The 20,578-nt window shown below is 56.2% G+C and carries 8 protein-coding genes; 7 read left to right on the top strand and 1 reads right to left on the bottom strand.

Annotated features, from left to right (window positions below; all coding sequences use genetic code 11):
• The first annotated feature begins 7 nt into the window (after positions 1–7).
• The 7 genes from AU11_RS16015 to AU11_RS15985 all read left to right on the top strand — a co-directional run bounded on the left by AU11_RS16015 (position 8) and on the right by AU11_RS15985 (position 18,987).
• On the top strand, positions 8–2,311 hold the full coding sequence (locus AU11_RS16015) for a M50 family metallopeptidase (RefSeq protein WP_043320660.1): 2,304 nt from the start codon (positions 8–10) through the stop codon (positions 2,309–2,311).
• A gap of 87 nt (positions 2,312–2,398) precedes the next feature.
• Positions 2,399–12,211, top strand: a complete 9,813-nt coding sequence (locus AU11_RS16010) for an isopeptide-forming domain-containing fimbrial protein (RefSeq protein ID WP_043320659.1) — start codon at positions 2,399–2,401, stop codon at positions 12,209–12,211.
• A 98-nt stretch (positions 12,212–12,309) separates the two neighbouring features.
• Positions 12,310–13,305, top strand: coding sequence for an AraC family transcriptional regulator (locus tag AU11_RS16005; protein WP_043320658.1), 996 nt, complete (start codon positions 12,310–12,312; stop codon positions 13,303–13,305).
• A 157-nt stretch (positions 13,306–13,462) separates the two neighbouring features.
• Positions 13,463–14,908 (top strand): coniferyl aldehyde dehydrogenase, encoded by a 1,446-nt coding sequence (locus AU11_RS16000; RefSeq protein ID WP_043320657.1) that lies wholly within the window; start codon positions 13,463–13,465, stop codon positions 14,906–14,908.
• A gap of 326 nt (positions 14,909–15,234) precedes the next feature.
• Entirely contained in the window at positions 15,235–17,499 is a 2,265-nt protein-coding gene (locus AU11_RS15995) for a TonB-dependent receptor (RefSeq protein ID WP_043320656.1), read from the top strand.
• 154 nt (positions 17,500–17,653) lie between these two features.
• Positions 17,654–18,619, top strand: coding sequence for a hypothetical protein (locus AU11_RS15990; RefSeq protein WP_043320898.1), 966 nt, complete (start codon positions 17,654–17,656; stop codon positions 18,617–18,619).
• Positions 18,616–18,987 (top strand): hypothetical protein, encoded by a 372-nt coding sequence (locus AU11_RS15985; RefSeq protein ID WP_051687378.1) that lies wholly within the window; start codon positions 18,616–18,618, stop codon positions 18,985–18,987. Before AU11_RS15990 ends, AU11_RS15985 begins: the two co-directional genes overlap by 4 nt.
• A gap of 49 nt (positions 18,988–19,036) precedes the next feature.
• On the opposite strand, the gene radA is transcribed toward AU11_RS15985, so the two are convergent.
• The gene (gene radA / locus AU11_RS15980; protein ID WP_043320655.1) at positions 19,037–20,431 is read right to left on the bottom strand and encodes a DNA repair protein RadA; all 1,395 of its coding nucleotides are present in this window, start codon (positions 20,429–20,431) and stop codon (positions 19,037–19,039) included.
• Positions 20,432–20,578 lie beyond the last annotated feature (147 nt).

Below are 20,578 nucleotides of genomic sequence, written 5' to 3'. Positions count from 1 at the left end.
CGCGCCGGTGCAGTCACAATTATTCGACGATCCAGCCTCCACCACCGCTAACGGAAGTTCTCCGGGGAGCACGCCGTGCGGTCCCTGGGCGCCGCTACGCACCGACCTGCAAATTCACCGCAGCAACGAACAGGGCGACCAGCGTCACGGGAATTCCGCGCACCATCGCTTTCATACCTGGCTACTGTTCGATCCCTTGCGGGGCCAGTACCTGGAACTTGGCGAGCTGGAAGTGCTGGTGCTGCAGCTCTGGCACCTGGGGAGTACCGAGAAGGTTGCGGCAGAAATTGCCGCTCAGCAAGGCTGCGAAATCGATCCACGGCAAATTGAATCCGTGGTGCGTTTTGTCAAAGACAATGAGCTTCTGCAGACCAGTAGTGATGCGCTGTCCGCAAAGCTCGCCTCGGTGAGCAGGGCACAGCAGCGGCTGGTAAAACTGCAAAAAAGCCTATTCTGGCGACGTCCGCTGTTTGTCCCCGAGCTGAGCTGCCGGCTACTGTTGCCCCTCGCCCGCGCCACCGCCGCCGGCGGGTTTTACGCGCTGCTGGTATGCACGGCACTTTTCTGTGCCGTTTCTGTTGGTCAGCACTGGTCTGAATTTATTGCCTACTTCGACGCGGGCTGGAATCCGGTGGGCGCGGTCATTTTCTTTTTCTGCTATCTGCTACTCAGCCTGGTGCACGAGTTGGGTCACGCCAGCGTAGCGCGCCTGTACGGCATCCGCGCCAACAGTATCGGCGTCGGGCTGATCGCGCTGATGCCAATCATGTTCAGCGAAATCACCGATGCCTGGCGCCTGCCTCGCAAAGCGCGCCTGCATATTTCCGCCGCCGGGGTAACCTTTGAGTGCGCCCTCGGTGTCGCCGCGGCAATGGCCTGGTGCCTGCTGGACGACGGCCCGCTGCGCGCGCTGATGTTTTATCTGTTTACCGCTTCGCTGTTAACCACGTTGATGATCAACGCCAATCCACTGATGAAATTCGACGGCTACTACCTGTTGAGTGATTACACCGGCGAAAAGAATCTTCAACAAATCGCAAACACCAGCCTGCGTCACTGGATCTGGTCACGGCTGCTGCGCCACTACCCAGCCCCCACCGGTCGCCGGCAACGACTGCTGATTCTGTTTGGACTGGCCAGTCTTGTCTATCGGCTCATGGTGTTCGCGTTTATCAGTTACGCCGCTTACCAGTTGCTATTCAAGGCCGCCGGCATACTGGTGTTCCTGTTGTGTATTGGCCTTCTGCTTTGCGTGCCCGCCTTCCGGGAGATTTCCGGTTTTCTGGGTTACCTGAAGGAGCAGAATTCCCGGCGCGATGGCGACCAGCCGGCATCACAATCGGGAGAGGATCCGATGCAGAGTTCACAGGGCAAGACACCGCTGATTCCGGGTCTTTACCGATGGCTACGTCTATTCCGGCCTGGGGCGCTGCTCACCATCATCACACTTCTCGCCCTGCTGCTGATACCGCTACCCTGGCCGGTGCAGATTCCCGCGGCCACTTACTTCTCTGCAGAGCAGAAGGCCATGGCCCCCGCCGGCGCGACACTGCGCCGCTTCGTCAGACGCGGAGAAGCGGTGACCGAGGGGCAGATCATCGCCGAGTTTCATAACGACGAGCTGGCCTACCGTATTGCCCGCACTCGCACCGAATTGAACCTGCTACAACGCCGCCAGCACAGCGATGGGTTTGCCGAAACCCTGGACGCCCTCGACGGGATCTACCTGCAGGACCTATTGAGCAAGCGCCAGTTACTGCGCGCACTGGAAACCGAGCAGCGGCAACTTCAAGTTTCGGCGCAAGTTTCCGGCGTCGTGGACTGGGTACTGCCAGGGCTCGGTACAGATCAGTTTCTGGATCTCAATCAGCCGTTTTTGACCATCGCCGATCGTCGCAGCCTCGCGGGCCGCGCCTATGCGCAAGCACAACAGACCATGCGTCTGAATGTTGCTGACACCGCAGAGCGGAAAGGCAGGCTGTTTCTCTCTGGTCAATGGCAACCGGTTCCGGTGACGGTAATTGCGGTGGAACAGATTGCATCGCGGCGTATCCAGGATCCGGCGCTCGCCTCCGTCAACGGCGGCCCACTGCAGTCACTGGCCGACGACCCACGCCGCTCTGCCGAGGCCCTGCATTTGATTCTTTTTGATGTACCCCAAACGTCACGTGACGACGCCAGATCGGGGCCTTCCGTTCCGATAAGTGCCCAGCGTACCGGCCACCTGGTACTGCTTGGCGAACCGGTAAGTCTTCTGCAATTACTGACGCAGCGGGTTGCAGGTGTACTGATTCGCGAGAGCGGTGTCTGACCGCGCGCAGTAAACACGATATTTTGAAGCAATTTTCCCGACCATCAGGACGATGACCGACAGCTACCGCAAGGAAAGAGGTATTCCATGGAATTCAATGAGTTTTCCAGATCATCCCTGGCCAATGCCATTCATCAGCACGGCCGCCGGCTCAGCAGCCTGCACCGCAACCTGGAAAAACGTGTATTACTGGATGCCTCGGTAGCTGCGGATGTCAGTCAGGCTGTAAGTCCTGCCGATACCGATACGGCGGACGGGAATGAGATAACCCTACGCAGCGACACACAAAAAGACAAGCAGGAAAACCGCCAGCAGAGTTTTGCCGGGCAAATGTCTGCCGGACTATTAAATGCATCGTACCAAGCGAAAGCCGAGCTGGTCGTCATCGACCTGCAACTCGATGATGCGCAGGCGCTGGTCGACGACCTGGTGCAGCAGTCTTCTGCGGTGAACAACGACGGCGACGCGATGCAGCTCACCATTGGCGAACGCAGTGTGACATTACTGACGCTGGGTGCCAGCGACACCCTGCAGACGGTCTCCGACCTGATCCAGCAAAGCGGCCAGACATTTGATGCCATTCACCTGATCTCCCATGGCGGTGCCGGCGGCATTGATATCGGCGCGGACACCCTATCCCTCGCCTCGCTGTCTGATACCGGCTCCGAGACCACTTACGAGAGCACGCCTGAACAAGCAGGCAACAACCACCGCGCGCAATTACAGAGCTGGTCCAGCAGCTTGAATAGCGGTGCCGATATCCTGCTGTACGGATGTAATACCGGCTACAGCCTGACCGGGGAAAAATTTATTGCGCGGATCGCGGATCTCACCGGTGCCGATGTCGCCGCCTCGGACGATGCCACCGGCAGTGCATTGCGTGGCGGTGACTGGGAACTGGAGCAGAACCGGGGAGATGTGGAAACCGATATTATTTTTTCCAAGCTGCTTCAAGGTTCCTGGGAAGGGCTGATGGTTGCCACCCCCACCGCCACGGTAGACGGGCCCAGTGAGGACTTTATCAACGAGTCCACTGATATAACATTCACCTTCGACAATGCCGGTGATACCACCGGTTACGGTCCGTTTATGGACATTGTCCTAGGACCCGGCCTCGAGGTTGATAATGTCAGTGGGCTGCTCGGTGCCAAGGTAGAAACCTACACCTATGAAAACGGCCAGTGGGTAGACAGTGGCGGTAATCCGGTGGACTACCACCCCTACGATTTCAATCAGACCGGGGATATTTCACTGCCGCCCGGTGAGGAGGGCGCAACCTGGTATGCGATCCAGCTGCCCTTCGGTTCCTTTACCCCGGACCAGCCCGCCTACGAACTCGATGTTTCCCTGCTGATTGATGAGGTCGCCGGCGCCATGGTGGGCGTGCCGATTCCAATTTATGTGCGCCCGGGATTTGCCTACGGCAACGACCCGCTCAATAACCCGGACACGGATCCGGCCATTGTGGCTCCGCCCATCGAAACCCAGATTACTCCCACGGTAATGCTGGTGGACAAAGTGGCGGTGGATGGTGACGGGGACAACGCGTCAATCGGCGACGATGGCGAAACCGTTACCGGCCCCAGTGAGCCTGTCACCTGGCAGGTGAATGTGGACATCGCCAATATGTCCCCGGTGCAAAACCTCGTCGTCACCGAACAGGTTCCGGAAAATTTCTACTACCAACCGGGGACCGTTAGCGTCGGTGGCGCAGTCGGCAGCACCCTGGTCGAAGGTACCGACTATACAATCTCGGAACCGCCGGAAGGGGCGCAGGTAGGTTCGGAACTGGTTGTCACATTTCTGACGCCCGTTGAGGGCACCCTGGCGGACAACGATATTGTTATCACCTATTCCGGTTACGTGCCGGAGGTGGATGCCAACGGCAATCCGATTGTGGTCAACGATGCGGCGGACGATGTGGTACTCAATACTGCATCCGCCAGCGGTGTTTACGACAGCATGAATATCAGTGGCAGCGACGATGCACAGATCGTTGCCACCGCCAGCGCTCTGCAAAAAAATGTTTCCCTGGTGAACGACACGGGCACACCGGGCTATACCCCGGGGGATACGATCGAGTACACCCTGACCATGCAGGTCTCCGACTATATGTCGCTGGATAATCTGTCGGTAAGTGACCTGGTTGGCGACGGTATCGAAGTGGACCCCGACTCAATTTCCATGAGCCTGTCACTCAATGGCAGTAATTTTGGTCCGTCGCCGGTGGCTGCGGGCAACTCCTCGGTCGTGATCAACGGTGATGGTTCCACCACCGTGGATGTGGATATTTCCCAGCAGCTGATCGACCAGGGCCTCACCGATGGCAGCCTCGACGGCGATCTGTTTGCCGATGGTGTCACCCAGGGTACTACCACCATCACCATCACCTATGAAGCGGTTATCCGCGAGCAGTATGTGGGGCCCGGTGGCTCGGTGGATGCACTGGATGTAATCGGCAACCAGGCGACGCTCACCGCGACAGCGGTTTCCGCCAATGGTGAAACGGTAGAAAACAGCAGTAGCGAAGAAATCGTTATCCAGAGCGCAAACTCCAGTAAATCGGTTTTCGCCGTCAATGACAGTACTGATCCGGCGGATCTCAATGACATCAGTGTGGGCGATACCGTTACCTTTGCCCTGGAAATCGACCTTGGTACCATCGACTTTGAAGGCATCAGTGTAACCGACTACCTACCGTTACCGGTGTTCCTGGCACAGGCACCGACCTTCACCGATACCGGGAACGGCGCCAGCATTCCCGGGGTCAACGAATGGGGGTTTGGCCCCAACACGGACTTCGGTAACTGGCCGCCCGGCTATCTCGACGGCTCCCGCACCACCACCAGCGCCGACACCGGCAACAATTCCATTACCTGGGATTTCGATCCTTCCAGTCTGGACAACTCCAATGGCGGCACCGTCCAGCTGCTATTCACCGTACAGGTACAGGATCAGCCCTTCACCGACGGTCTGTCGCTGACCAATGTTTCTTCCATTGCCATCACCAACACCAACGGCACCACGGTGCTGGATCCGGATGCGGTGCAGCTGGAGGTGTTGTCGCCGGAGCTGAGCCTTACCAAAGGTGTTGTCTCCACCAATAATAGCAACGGTGTGTTTGATCCGGACCCGAATGCACCGGTGGATTTCGCCGAGCCCGGTACCGCTACAGCACCGCCGTGGACTGGAGGGCTGATCACCAGTGATAACCTCGGTGCGGTCCCCATCGACTCCAACCTCAGCGAGGTGGATGCTGGCGACCTGGTACGCTTTGCCATCACCGTAGAAAATACCGGCGGCTCCGATGCGTTCAATATTGCAATCAGCGATATTCTTCCTCCCGGTTTCGACTATCCCGGTGGCAACGCGGCCGACCTTAATCTGCAGGTTTATACCGGTAGCGGGACTGCCCTCACGTTTAGCGGGGATTTGTTTGGCAGCGGCATCGTCATCGACGACCCTTCATCGACCGAGGGCGCATTAAACCAGGGTCGGGACCCGGACGCGGGCAACACCATCGACGGCAGTAATATTATTGTTATTACTTATGACTTACAGGCCATCGGTGATGTCCAGCCTAATCAGGAAATCATCAATACCGCTACCCTTGAAGCTTACGGTGGCGTGGATGAGGGCAACGATTACACCGAGGGTAATTCAAACTCCAACTGGCAGGACGATGCTGCGGTTACTATCCGTGCAAATACGGTGAGCAAATCACTGGATGGCACCAGTATTAATTCAGCGAACAATCTTGACGATGAGGCGGTTATCGGTGAAACCGCCGAATATACCCTCACCCTGACAATCGCCGAAGGGGAAACACCCAGCGCCTCGATTCTCGATACCCTGGATCTGGGGCTGGAGTATCTCGATATCGTTTCGGTAACCGCGTCAGCGGATATCCAGAATGCCAGCGGCAACCCCTGGAGCCAGAGTGATCTTACCATTACTGAAAATGGCCAGCAGATCACTTTTGATCTCGGCGACCTTACCAACGTCAACCGCGACAATAGCAGTACAGAAACAATCACCATCACCTACCGGGTACTGGTGCAGAATATTATTGAAAATCAGAGCGGCGATACCCTGAATAACCAGGCGGAATTCTCCTGGGACAGCACCGCCGACGGCGTGGACAATCCCACCGTACAGGCTACTGCTGCCGCAGAAAATATTACGGTGATCGAACCACAACTGCAGGTGGAAAAAACGCTCTCTTCCGCATCTTCGCGTATCGATGCCAATGATCAGATCGATTACACCGTGGTCATCTCCCACGCCAGCACCTCTGAAACCGATGCCTGGGACGCGACCTTTACCGATACACTGCCATCCGAGCTTGGCGGCGTGACCCTGGTCAGCGCGACACTGGATGGGGTGGATGTACTTAACCGGTTCGTGGTGAACGGAAATACCATCTCCATGGCGACGAACCAGACCTTTGACCTGCTAATGGGGCAAACCCTGACCCTGCAATTCTCCGCAACGGTGGACGCATTTATTGTTCCCGGCACCACCATCACCAACGTCGCATTTGCCGAGTGGACCAGTATCGAGGGGGAGGATCCGAATGAGCGTACTGGCGTTGACGGCTTGGGCAACCTCAATGACTACCGCGCAATCGGCTCAAACTCCTTTACAACAACATCCATTCTGGCCGAGGGGAAGCAGATCACCAGCAGCTCCATAGAGGATCCGTTTAACGGCCTCACCGAAGTGGTCATCGGGGAGACCGCAAGCTATGCATCCTATTTCATCATTCCAGAAGGCGAGGTGCCACTGGCCACCATTACCGACCTGTTGCCACCGGGGCTGGCCTTTGTCAGTCTCGATGAAGTGATCGTCGGTAGCAACATCACCTCCAGCCTTGGAGACCTGACGGATCCGGGCATTCTGAACCCTCCTGCTGAAGGTACCACCGGAGAAATTGTTTTTTCACTGGGAACCCTGACCAATAGCAATGCCAGCAACGATGCAGGGGCCAACACCATCGCGCTCCTGTATACGGTCAAAGTACTCAATGTGGAAAGCAATCAGGCCGGCGAGGTACTCACCAACACCGCCACCTTTATCTGGGACTCCAATGACAACGGCGAGATTGATCCAGACGATCAGGCGGTATCCCAGACCGCCGACATTACCGTCATAGAACCACAGCTACTGATCGAAAAATCGGTGGTTCCTGGCACCGGCGATAACGGCGATCAGGTTACCTACACCATCGTCGCAGAGAATCCGGGTGATGGCAGCAGTACCACAGCTTATGACATTATCTTCACTGACCAGCTGCCGGACGAATTCGAGATTACCGACTTCAGCGCAACGATTGAATTGGCGGGCGAAAGCGGCAATGTCACCAACTTTTTTATTTATGACGAGGTAAACAATCGGCTGGTAATTGATCCGCAGGCTGAATTGGATATGCTCCCCGGTACCACCATAACCCTGACCATTACCGGTACACTCGCCAACACCATAGCGGGCGGAGAAATTTTCAATGACACCGACCTCCGCTGGAGCAGCCTGGATGCGAACGGCCCGGATGGGGACGCCGGCGAGCGCGATGGGAGTGACGGCGAGGGCAATGGGCTCAACAATTACGCGGTCAGTGATGATGCCGTTATCACGGTAAATTCTCCCACCGTGGAAAAAGTACTGGTTTCCACCTCGCAGAATGACGACCTCAATAGTGATAGCGAGGCCACCATCGGCGAAGTGGTTACCTTTTCGGTGACCGTTGCACTGCCCGAAGCATCCATTACCGGGCGCATTACCGATGTATACGGCCCCGGCTTCGAGTTTGTGGATCTGGTCAGTATTGTGGCCAGCGACCCGGATGCCGTGCCAATCGACTCTAGTCAGATCACCATGACCAATGATGCCGCCAACAATGCGCTGATTGTGGATTTCGGCACCCTGGAGAATTCTGATACGGATAACAGCACAATAGAAACCGTTACATTTACCTACCGTCTACGCGTCACTGATATCCCAAGCAATGTTCAGGGCACCACTCTCAATAATGATGTGGAACTACAGTTCGATACTGATAGCGACGGCACTCTTGACGGCAGCGCCACTGCCAGTGCATCCGTCGATGTGGTCGAACCGCTGCTGATGATCGACAAGCAACTGCTAACCAGTACCCCCCTGACACTGGGAGGGCCGGCACAGTACCAGATCACCGTGGAACTGGACCCGAATAGCGGTGCCGATGCCTACGACGTGGTCATTCGCGATACGCTTCCGCCCTTTATCGCTTCGGTAGACAATGTACAGATTGATGTGACCGGTGGCGGCTCGCCGGAGATTGTAGATAACTCCGCGGCGAACCTGCTGTCGATCAGTATCAGTGAAATCGACAGCACCACCACCGTCACCATCACCATCGATGCCCGGGTAACCACCGATCCCGCAGCCATAGGTCAGACTACCACCAATACCACCGTTGCTGATTACACGTCGCTGGATACACCGGAAGGCGGTGACGATGGTGATATCGAGCGGGAGTATGAGGTCAGTGACCAGGTCGCCGCCGATATCGAAGCAGTCGATCTGTTTATCTCGAAAGACGACGGCGGAATCGATGCCGATAACCCCGCCGCACCCGGTGACACCGTTACCTACACCATCAATTACGGCAACCGCGGCAATCTCCCGGCCACGGGAGTGGTGATCACCGAAAGCCTGCCGGAATATGTCAACTTCGATCCATCCGAAAACCCGAACTGGATGTTGAACGGCGACACGCTGACCTTTGACGTTGGGAATCTTGCCGCCGGCGAAAATGGCTCCGTCAACCTGGTGGTTACCATCATCGATCCGGTGCCGGCCGGTGTTGAACAGACGAGCAATAGTGTCTCCATCGACGGCGACGAAAGCAACGGATCCGACCCAACACCCGGAGACAATGCCGATTCGGATATCACCCCCATCGAGGCAGCGCCGGACTACGTCGCGGAAAAAACCAACGACTTCACCAGCCCGGTGCAACCTGGTGATCCGGTCAGCTGGACAATCGAGATCAGCAACCAGGGCAATCAGGATGGTACCGGTGTAGTGGTTACCGATAACCTGCCCGATACCAGCCTGTTTACCAACTTCACCGCCAGCAACGGCGGTGTGATTGATCTGAACGCCGGCACCGTCACCTGGGATATCGGTGACCTCGCCGCCGGCGATTCCATCACTCTGACACTCAGCGCCGATGTGGCGGACTCGGTGCCGGTTACCATTCCCACGCAGACCAATACGGTGACTGTGGACGACGATGGCAACAACGGTCCGGATCCAACACCGGACAACAACACCGATAATACCGAGTTCGATATCACCTATGTGGAGCTGTCCATCGACAAAGACGACGGCGGTGTTTCTGTAGAACCGGGTGATACGCTGATATACACCCTGACTTACGCCAACAACGGTACCCAGGAAGCGACCGGTGTCGTCATTACCGAAACACTTCCCGACTACACCACATTCGATGCCGCAAATTCGGACCCACGCTGGGTACAGAATGGCAATACCCTGACTCTGGATCTGGGTACCCTCGCTGCGGGAGAAACGGGCAGTGTAGATTTCGCGGTGGTGTTTGATAATCCGATGCCATCGGGTGTTGAGGAAACCAGCAACAGCACCCGCATAGAAGATGACGGCGGTAACGGACCCGACCAGGACCCTGACAACAACACCGATGACGAAACGACACCCATCGAGGCCGCTCCGGATTATGTACTCGACAAAATCGAGAATTTTGTCGATCCCGCCAACCCCGGGGACACACTTGAGTGGACCATCGTTATCACTAACGAGGGTAACCAGGACGGAACCGGTGTTGTGATTACCGATGACCTGCCGAGCTCTACCGTTCTTTCCAATGTGACAGCGAGTGATGGCGGTGTGATCGATCTGGATCGGGGAATCGTCACCTGGGACATTGGCGACCTCGCCGCAGGGGAAAGTGTCAGCGTCACCTTGACTGCGGTAATACCGGACCTGGTTCCCGTCAGCTTTCCGCTGTTGGCAAACACCGCAGTGGTAACCGATGATGGTGCGAACGGGCCGGACCCGACGCCGGAAAATAATGGCGATACCGAGCAGTTCAATATCATTTTCGTTGACCTGGTGATCGACAAGGTAGTCAATGACGAAGACAACATTGCCTTCCCTGGCGAGGTGGTCACCTATACCCTGAGCTATGCGAACGTCGGCACCGCTTCCGCACCGGAAACCCGGGTCTTTGAACTTTTGCCGGCAAACACGACCTTTGATCCCACCAACTCGACGCCCGGCTGGCAACTCGAAAACGGCCGCTATGTTATCGACATCGGGGAGGTAAACCCCGGGGAAACCGGCCAGGTCCAGTTCGCGGTTATTATTGACGATCCCCTGCCCGCCGATTTTCAGGTGTTCACCAACGTCGCACTGATCGATTACAACGACAGCAATGGTCCCGACCAGGACCCCGCCAACAACACCACCGCCGACCGTGACAGTCCGGCGATTGTGGTCGTCGCGGCACCGGACTATCAAATCGACAAGATCGAGAATTTTGAAGACCCGGCAAACCCTGGCGATACCATCAGCTGGACCATCGTCGCGAGCAATGTGGGGAATCAAAACGGCACCGGCGTAGTGGTTACGGACCAGTTGCCAGATCAGTCGCTATTCACCGACTTCGTGGCCAGTGACGGTGGAATCGTCGATACGCAAGCGGGCACCGTGACCTGGAATATTGGCAATCTCGCTGCCGGTGACAGCGTCAGTCTTACACTGACCACAACGGTTCAGGATCAGGTTCCCGCAAATGTCGGCGCACAGACCAATATCGTGACCATCACCGACGACGGGTCAAATGGCGCTGACCCGGACCCATCAAACAACTCCGACAGCGAGACATTTGAAATCGAGTTTGTCGACCTGTTTATCGATAAGGACGACAAAGATGTGGAACCCCGCCCGACGGAATCCATCGTCTATACGCTCACTTACGGCAACCGCGGCAACGCCACTTCGACCGGCGTGGTGATCACGGAAACCCTGCCACCCAACACTACCTTTGATGCGGCCAACTCAACCCCGGGCTGGGTCCGTTCCGGTGATACCTACACCTTTGATGTGGGAACGCTCGCACCCGGCGAGCAGGGCAGTATCACCTTTGCCGTCACCGTAAATTACCCGCTGGATGCCACAATCCAGCAGACCGAAAACACGGCCACCATCGGCGATGATGGCAACCACGGCCGGGATCAGAATCCGGACGACAATATCGATACCGACCAGACCGAAATCGAGAACGACACCAACGTCGACAACATCACCCTTTCTCAGCTGTATCCGGAATATATCTACCCGCCGCGGGAGTGGGAGCGACAGGCACCAGAGCTGCACGGCCGCCTGATCTCCAAAGAAACGGAAAATGTTTCGAGCAACCTGCAGGGGGGACGCAGTGGCGATCACTACGACCCGGTATTTGGCTCGGTCGATGGGCGCTACTACCCCAACGACTGGTCGAGGGTATTTGGCAATGATCTGAGTATCGATACCAGCGCCCCGGAGGATTCCCACAAATCCAGCCCGCTACAAATGCACAGGGATTTCGCGGGCTTCCGGGACAACTCCATTTTTGGTGATTTCCAGCGGCCTGCCGCCAGTCCGGAACTGCCGGCAGGCGCGCCGCACTGGACGCCGGAAGTGGAGCCTCTGCCATCTCCGTTGCAGTCCTCGCCCTCTGGGGACGAACCCCTGAACCTGAACGGGGAGCGCAGTCAGTTGCAAGAACAACTGGATGAGATCGGCCGGGAAATGCGTGAATCCCGCGTTTCACCACTGCTCGCGGCGCTGGCGCAACAGGTCGCCGAAGAGTCTGGTGAGCCACAACGTAGCGAATAGCAGTTGTAAACTGCGCAGGCGCTATTTATCGCAATATTGGGAGCAGGTTGGGTATCATGCCTCGAGATCCAGGATTCGAGAGGCCCCCCTTGCTCCCAATGGTCCGCGCCAGCGCGCTCACCGGTTACAAGTCTCTGCTTGGCAGTTTCGGCGTCGATGCCGGGGCACTGCTGCAACGCCTTGCCCTGCCTGCGGATTATCTGGATCGTCCGGACCTGATGATCCCGATGGAGAGCAAGGTTGAACTGCTGGAACTGGGGGCTCAATTGAGTGGCTGCCCGCACTTCGGCCTTAAGCTGGCCCAACAGCAGAGTATTGCCGCCCTCGGTACCATCGGCCTGCTGCTGCAACAGTGCCCGACCCTGCGCGATGCCATGGAGACGATCACCTCCTCCATTGGACAGACGGCCCAGGGGCTGAAGGTATGGCTGGAGGAGTCGGCCGATACCGCCTACCTGTGCTCACGCTACGAGTTTGCCGGTCCTTCCGCCGCTTCGCGCCAGCACAGTGACAATCTGGTGGCCAGCGGATTTAATCTGATCCGTTTTCTTCTCGCCGAGCCCGTCGCCCTGCGCTCGGTCCAATTGTGCGGTACGGCACCGACAGGGAGCGCAGGTCTCGCTCCCTACCGTGAACTGTTCCAGTGCCCGGTGCAGTTCGGGCAGGACCACAACGGGATCGCGTTTGCGCGGGAACTGCTGCAGCGCCCCGTCGCCGGTGCAAACCCGGAAATGCTCGGCCTGATCAATGATTTTCTGAAGAAAAAGCAACTGGATGACTTCCAGGAACAGTTACTCTGGACCATTACCAACCTGTTGCCACGAGGGCCGGTGACTCTGGAAAAGGTCGCCGATAGCGCGAACATGGCACCGCGCACACTCCAGCTGCGTCTCAACCAGCAGGGCACCAGTTTTCAGCAACTACTGGACCGCACCCGCGTGGAGCAGGTGTGTACCTACTTACTGGAAGGCAGCCGGTCACTGACCGAGATCGCGGAACTGGTGGGCTACAGCCAGCTCAGTGCACTGACCCGTGCGTTCAAACGCATCATGGGCGCCAGCCCCAGAGCCTGGCTGCACCAAAGGTCCGACTAAACAGTCAGCGGGACTCAAGGTTGCGCGATCTGTCAATTTGCCGACGCCTTCGGTCAACTCTCTACAGGGAAAAACCCGTATCCTGTGCAAATCAGACTCGTATCTAATCCGGAACACCGCCCCAGGTATCACCGGAAACACAGCTAGGTAAGCGATCATGAATACCCAGACCTTGACCAGTGAGACAACTCAAACCACAAACCTGGTAAACCTGCTGGCCAACCAGCGCCAGGCTTACCTGGCCAGCCCCACCCCCAGCTACCAGCAGCGGGTTGAAGATCTGAAATCCCTGGCCCGGATGATCCGCGACCATCAGGACGAGCTTGTACAGGCGGTAAGCAAGGATTACGGCAACCGCTCTCATCACGAGACCCTGTTCGCGGAAATCTTTCCCGCGCTGGATGGTATCAAGGACACGATCAAGCGCCTGAAAAAGTGGATGAAGCCCCAGCGACGCCATATCGACATCACCGCGTTTCCGACCTCATCGACCAAGGTCATTCCACAGCCACTGGGTGTGGTAGGTGTGATCGTGCCGTGGAATTTTCCGATCAACCTGTCCTTCGGGCCACTGATCAATATCTTTGCCGCCGGCAACCGCGCCATGGTGAAAATGTCGGAAAACTCCCGCAACCTCACCGCATTGCTGCAACGTATCAGCAGCGACTACTTCCCCCCGGATAAACTGGTGTTTCTCGAGGAGACCGGCGGCGTCGGTATAGAGTTCTCCGCCCTCAAATTCGACCACCTGATTTTTACTGGTTCCGGAACAACCGGGCGCAAGGTTATGGCCGCAGCGGCAGCGAATCTGACCCCGGTTACCCTGGAGCTTGGCGGTAAATCCCCGGCGATAGTCGGCCCCGACTACGACACCGATACCGCGGTGGAACGGGTTCTGTTCTGGAAGCTGTTCAACGCCGGCCAGATCTGCACGACGGTAGACTACCTGTTACTGCCGGAAGACAAGGTCGATGCGTTTGTGGAAAAAGCGAAACGCGTTTTCAAAAAACGCTACCCGGATATTCAGCACCCGGACTACACCTCGGTAATCGACGATCGATCCTTCCAGCGTATCTGGAGCACCCTTGACGATGCGCTGGCGAAAGGCGCGACCGCAATCGACCTGACCGATGGACAGGGTGACCGCAACGACACACTGAAAAAATTCCCCGCGCACCTTCTGGTCAATGTCAGTGAAGACATGGAAGTAATGCAGCGGGAAATTTTCGGGCCGTTATTGCCGATCAAGACTTACAAAAACCGAGAAGAAGTGGCCAACTACATCAATAGCGGCGACCGTCCGCTGGCGATCTACCCATTCACCAAAGACAAGGAGCTGCGGGACTATTACATTGATCACGTGATGTCCGGCGGAGTCAGCGTGAATAACGCCGTACTGCACGTAGGGCAACACGATATTCCTTTCGGTGGTGTTGGCGAAAGTGGCATGGGCCACTACCACGGCTACGAAGGTTTCCTGACCTTTTCCAAATTGCGCCCGGTGTTCTACCAGGGCCCGTTGGACCCGCTGAAATTAATGATGCCACCTTACGGCAATCTGGCGAATAAAATGATGAAACTGATGCTGCGTTTGACCAAGTAACGCAAGCTCCTGATTTTCCACGTATTGCGAAGGGAATAAACTTCGCCTTCGCAATACGGTTCCAACACCACTCTCCTCAAGCCGACCCCATCAAGCCCGCCCCATCAAAATCGAAACAAAATTGCGATAAAACCGTAATTTTTGCTAGGGTATTTCCAGAGCTTAGCCAGTCTGGCGCTCTTTTTTCTGGATTTCATTTAAGAAAACTTCCAGCACCATCGCGGCGATGCAATATCACCGTGCACTCTGGGCAATGACGCCCGCTATTCAATCGCGCAATCCAGCTCGGATTCTTACGGAACGCGTGCGATTACAAGGAGAAAAAAATGCCTGCACCAAACAGCAGCAAGCCTCACCATTCTGATACACAAACATTCAAGCCTCTACTACCCGGCCGCAGACTACTGGCTACCGCCATTGCACTCGCCGGCACGCTTACCACCACCACTGCCCTCGCCCAGCAATCTGTCCTTGAAGAAGTCACCGTTACCGCACAAAAGCGCGAGCAGTCCCTGCAAGACGTCTCCGTCGCGGTCAGTGCATTCTCCGGCGATGCCATCGAAAAAATGGGCTTTGAAGAAGGGCTGGATATTACCCAGCAAGTACCGAATATGAATTTCTTCGCCATTTTCGGCGAAGCCTCCAGCCCTTCCGTCAGCCTGCGCGGCATCAGCCTAGTGAATTTCTCCGACTCCTGGGAATCCCCCGTCTCCATCTATGTGGACGACGTATATCGCGGCAACCCGGCGGGCTCGGCCATTCAGCTGTTTGACCTGGAGCGGGTAGAAGTACTGCGCGGCCCACAGGGCACACTTTACGGCCGCAATACCACCGGAGGTCTCGTACACTACGTTTCCCGCAAGCCCACAGAATCACTGGAAGCCACCGCCAGCGCCAGCTATGGCAGTTATTCCGAGCGGATTCTTGAGGGCACTGTCAGCGGCCCCATCAATCACAACATGCGCGGCCGTGTTGCGGTAAAAAGCACCCACAATGACGGCTGGCAGACCAACGCCGTTACCGGGGAAAAGCTCAATGACACCAACAGTTTCGGCTATCGCACCCAGCTGGAAATCGACCTCGCGGACCACAGCAGCCTATTGCTGAACGTACATGGAAGTCGCGCCGACCAGCAATCCGTGGGCTTTGCACATCTCGGGTATCTTGAATCGCCAGAGGAAGGCGCTGCGACCTGCTCCATCGCACGGATTCAGAACGGCAAGTGTTACAGTGCGAATCCCGGCTTGGGAGGTATTTCAGGTGAGGAAGCGGTGAACGGCAACTTCGGCCCCGAACATGTAGCCAGCGGTGCGACCGATGGGCTGGCCACTGAAATCGATACCTTCGGCACATCCGCCACATTCATACGGGATTTCGAGGGCTTCACCCTGACTTCGATTACCGCCTACGAGGAACTGGACAAATTCCTTCAGGATGACGGGGATGGCCTGCCCGCTGTGTGGTTTGACGAGCAATACAGCGTGGATGCAGAACAATATACCCAGGAAGTACGCCTGAACGGCGTTACTCAAAACAGTAATTGGGTAACCGGTTTCTACTATTACAAAGACGACCGCGGTCTGAACACCCAGGCACCGACCACCGCAGACGGCTTGTGGCACCAGGAAATTGTTACTCTCGACAGTACATCCTGGGCACTGTTCGGGCAGGTGGAATACGATCTTAGCAGCACGCTTACCCTGGTCAGTGGTTTACGCTACACCGAAGAAGAACGGGATTTCTCTCAGGATGCTGGCCCCAGTTTTTATCCAGATGCCGTCGACACCCAAAAAGACCTGAGCGATCAGGCTACCACCGGCCGCATCGGCATCGACTGGCGCCCGAGTGATAGAACACTGGCCTACGCCAGCTATTCCACCGGTTTTAAAAGCGGTGGATTTTCCGGCAGCTACAACCGCAATGATCTCGCCACCGATCCCGTCGGCGCAGAGACCATCGATAATTTCGAACTGGGCCTGAAAACCACCATTGCCGATGTCTACCGATTGAACGCCGCCGCCTTCCACTATTCAGTACAGGATTTTCAGGCGCAGGTATTTATCAGCGTCGCCGAGGGCAGTGTCATTACCAATGCAGGGGATGTAACCGGTACCGGTGCGGAGCTGGAGCTGACCGCTCCGATTACCGACAATTTTGAAGTGATCGCCGGCGCGGGTTGGCTCAGTACCGAGTTTGATTCCAAGCAGTCCTTCGTTGTTGCCGCTGACACTTACACCCTCGATGGCAATGAACTGCCCTCAGCGCCAGGGTTTACTTACAACCTGGTCGCACGCTATTACCAGAGTCTGGGTAGCAATGGTGATCTCGTATTCCAGGGCGATTATGCATGGCAGGATGATCACTACCTGCAGGTAGAAAACGACCCCTATTCAATGCAGTCCGCCTACGGTCTCGCGAACGCCAAGGTCAGTTGGCACTCCCCTTCCGATGCATATAGCGTGGAAGCCTTCGCCCGCAATCTCACCAACGAAGAGTATTTTACTTACCAGAATACACTCGGGGCCGATTGGGGTTACGGTGTATGGGGACAACCCCGTACCGCGGGTCTGCGGTTTAACTGGAAAATGTAAAGCAGAGCCCGAAGGCCGCTCGAATGCGAGCGGCCCACCCCTCACAGATACCGCTGACTGGTACGCTCAAACTCCGAATTTCGCTTCAACAACGATTATATTGACGGTAGAATTTTCAGCCTTCCTGTTTCGCACATTTTCAAAGGATCTGAAAGTGAGTACCGTATTCCTCTGTAACAGAAGTCTCAGCTCGCCCGCCCTTCAACAGGCATGTCGCGTTAACATCCAGCAGCTCACCGAACTGCATTGCCCCACTCCCAAATTTGCCAAAGCCAACACCCCATACTTGTTAAATGGCCACAGCGACGCTCAGGGCAAGCGAATCCAAACGCTACTGGCACCAAAGCACATATCCCAGCCCGTGACCGAGCTGTCGCTTACCTTTGGTGAAGATAATACACTGGCGATTGCGGTCATGATGGAGCAACTCAAGGATTACAACATCGCCCTGACTGGCGCTTCGACTAGTGTCTACGGCGAGCGAATCAGTGCTTTCGCCAAATCGGTAAAGGAGTACCAGGTAGCGCTACTCACCTATCGGGATGCCAAACTGAGCAAGGCAGGGAATCAGGCCCAGTTAAAGCAAAAGGCGCATACGGCCTTTAATCGTATGCAGGCACAGTTTCGCGCAGAATTGCACGTGGTAACCAGCCATATTCGCTCACGGCGTGGCACACCGCTGACCAGTGCCGAGCGTGGTACTAATATTGCTCGCAGCAGCCGGAATGTAGTGAAATTGCAACTCAGCAGTGAAATTGAGGCGCACAGGCTGGTAAAGTTGAGCCAATACACGAAAGTGCTGGGCAATGGCTTGGCGGTGATAGATTTCGGGTCCCGTGCAGGTAAAGTGCACAATTCGTATCAAGCTGGGGGAAAGTGGGAAAAGGACCTGTTTGTAGAGTCTAGCCGCTTTGCAGCAAGTGCAGGTGCAGGTGTAATTGCAGCAAAAGCGGGAGTCGCGCTATTCATGTTCATGACACCAGTCGGGTGGGCTGCGGTTATCGCGGGAGGTCTGATAATTGCGGGGACAGCTGCTGTTTCCCTAGCAGCAGATCGACACTTTGAGGCCAATGGAGAACTCTATTATGACCAAATCATGGGTGCAGTGAATACGCCATGAATACGCTAAATTTCGTTGTTCTGTTTTCTTTTCTTGGCCTTTTAATCGGATGGCTGCTATTCGTTGTTTTCGGGCAGGTAACTGTTAAGAGATTAAGGAAAAACCCAGATACAAAAGATCAATTAGGGCTTGAATTGGTCAGCGGCTGGGATATTTTCAATGCTGCACAGGCTTTAGCCACACCTCGAAAATTTCACAAAGTCTTGGAGAGAGGTCGGCTATCCTCTCTCAATGCGAACTCCGAAGTAATAAGAAGAAATACAAATAAATTTGATCGCTTCCTCGCCATAATTTTTTTCTGGACTTTCTTCATATCTGGTACAACGATGATTTTGGCAATACTGCTCGATGCTCTCTTATCAACCTGAGCTGGCGACTTATACAGACGAGGTTGGAAATTAATACCCCGACTGACACTTAAGCCATATCCAAAGCATTTAGAGCTTCGGATAGACTTTTCACCGGAATTACCTGCATACCCTCTATATCGGTTTTGAGCCGATTTGCGGCCGGCACAATCGCCTTGCGGAAACCATGTTTGGCCGCTTCTCTCAGCCGTTCCTGACCAGAAGGCACCGGGCGAATTTCACCAGCCAGACCTACCTCGCCAAAGATCATCAGATCCCGGTCCAGGGTGCGATTGCGGAAACTCGAAACCACGGCCATCAGCAGCGTCAGGTCCGCGCTGGTTTCCATCACTTTCACACCGCCCACCACGTTGATAAACACATCCTGATCGCCCACCAGTACCCCACCGTGGCGGTGCAGCACTGCGAGCAGCATGTTCAGGCGGTTTTGATCCAGCCCCACCGCAACCCTACGCGGGTTGCCGAGGCTGCTATCGTCCACCAACGCCTGCAGTTCGACCAGTAGCGGGCGAGTACCTTCCCACACGGAAGTCACCACCGAACCCGCAGCGATTTCATCGGCGCGCTGCAGGAAAATGGCGGAGGGGTTGGAGACTTCCTTGAGGCCCTGTTCGGTCATCGCAAACACCCCCAGTTCATTGACCGCGCCAAAGCGGTTTTTGTGTGCGCGCAGGGTGCGGAAGCGGGAGTCGTGGGAGCCCTCGAGCATGATGGAGCAGTCAATGATGTGCTCAAGAACTTTGGGTCCGGCGAGGGTGCCATCTTTGGTGACATGGCCAACCAGAATCAATGCGGTTCCGGTCTGCTTGGCGAAGCGCGTCAGATACGCCGCACTCTCGCGCACCTGCGCCACGGAGCCGGGTGCGGACTGAACTTCGGCCATATGCATGACCTGAATGGAGTCCACTACCATCACCTTGGGCTTCACCTCGCCAGCGGTGAGGCAGATCTGCTCGACGTTGGTTTCCGAAAGCATCTGCAGATGATCTGCGGGCAGCCCCAATCGCTTAGCGCGCATGGCTACCTGCTGTAGGGACTCCTCCCCTGTTACATACAGAGCGGGTAGCTTCTGCGAGAGGTGACACAGGGTCTGCAACAGTACGGTGGACTTACCCGCACCGGGATGACCACCAATCAGCACCACCGAACCCGGCACCAGCCCACCACCCAGCACCCGATCCAGTTCACTGGCATTGGTGGGAATTCGGGGCAGCTCACTGAGATCAATCTCGGAAAGCTTCTGAACCTTGCCCTGTCCCGCCGCGCCCGCGTAGCCCGCCTGTGCGTCGGTAAAATTTGCCGCGCGGCTATCGGTATGCGCAGGCCCCAGCCGCACTTCACTCAGGCTGTTCCAGGCCCCACAGGCATTACACTGCCCCGCCCATTTTGTGTAGTCGGCTCCGCACTCATTGCAGACAAACGCGGTTTTGGATTTTTTGGCCAAGGTTTTCTCTCTGTTCAGGGTGCGGTGGTATTAGCTCTTTTTTAGTGCTGTGGCGATGCCCCTATCGGGTGTGAACTTCTGAGACACGACGTGAACCCATCCATGGGGGCTCTTCCGCGAGGTCCCTCTCGCGGAAGGTCTCAGAAG

The organism is Microbulbifer sp. HZ11 (assembly GCF_000708675.1).
Classification (GTDB): domain Bacteria; phylum Pseudomonadota; class Gammaproteobacteria; order Pseudomonadales; family Cellvibrionaceae; genus Microbulbifer.
This window is presented reverse-complemented; position numbering and strand designations above follow the sequence as displayed.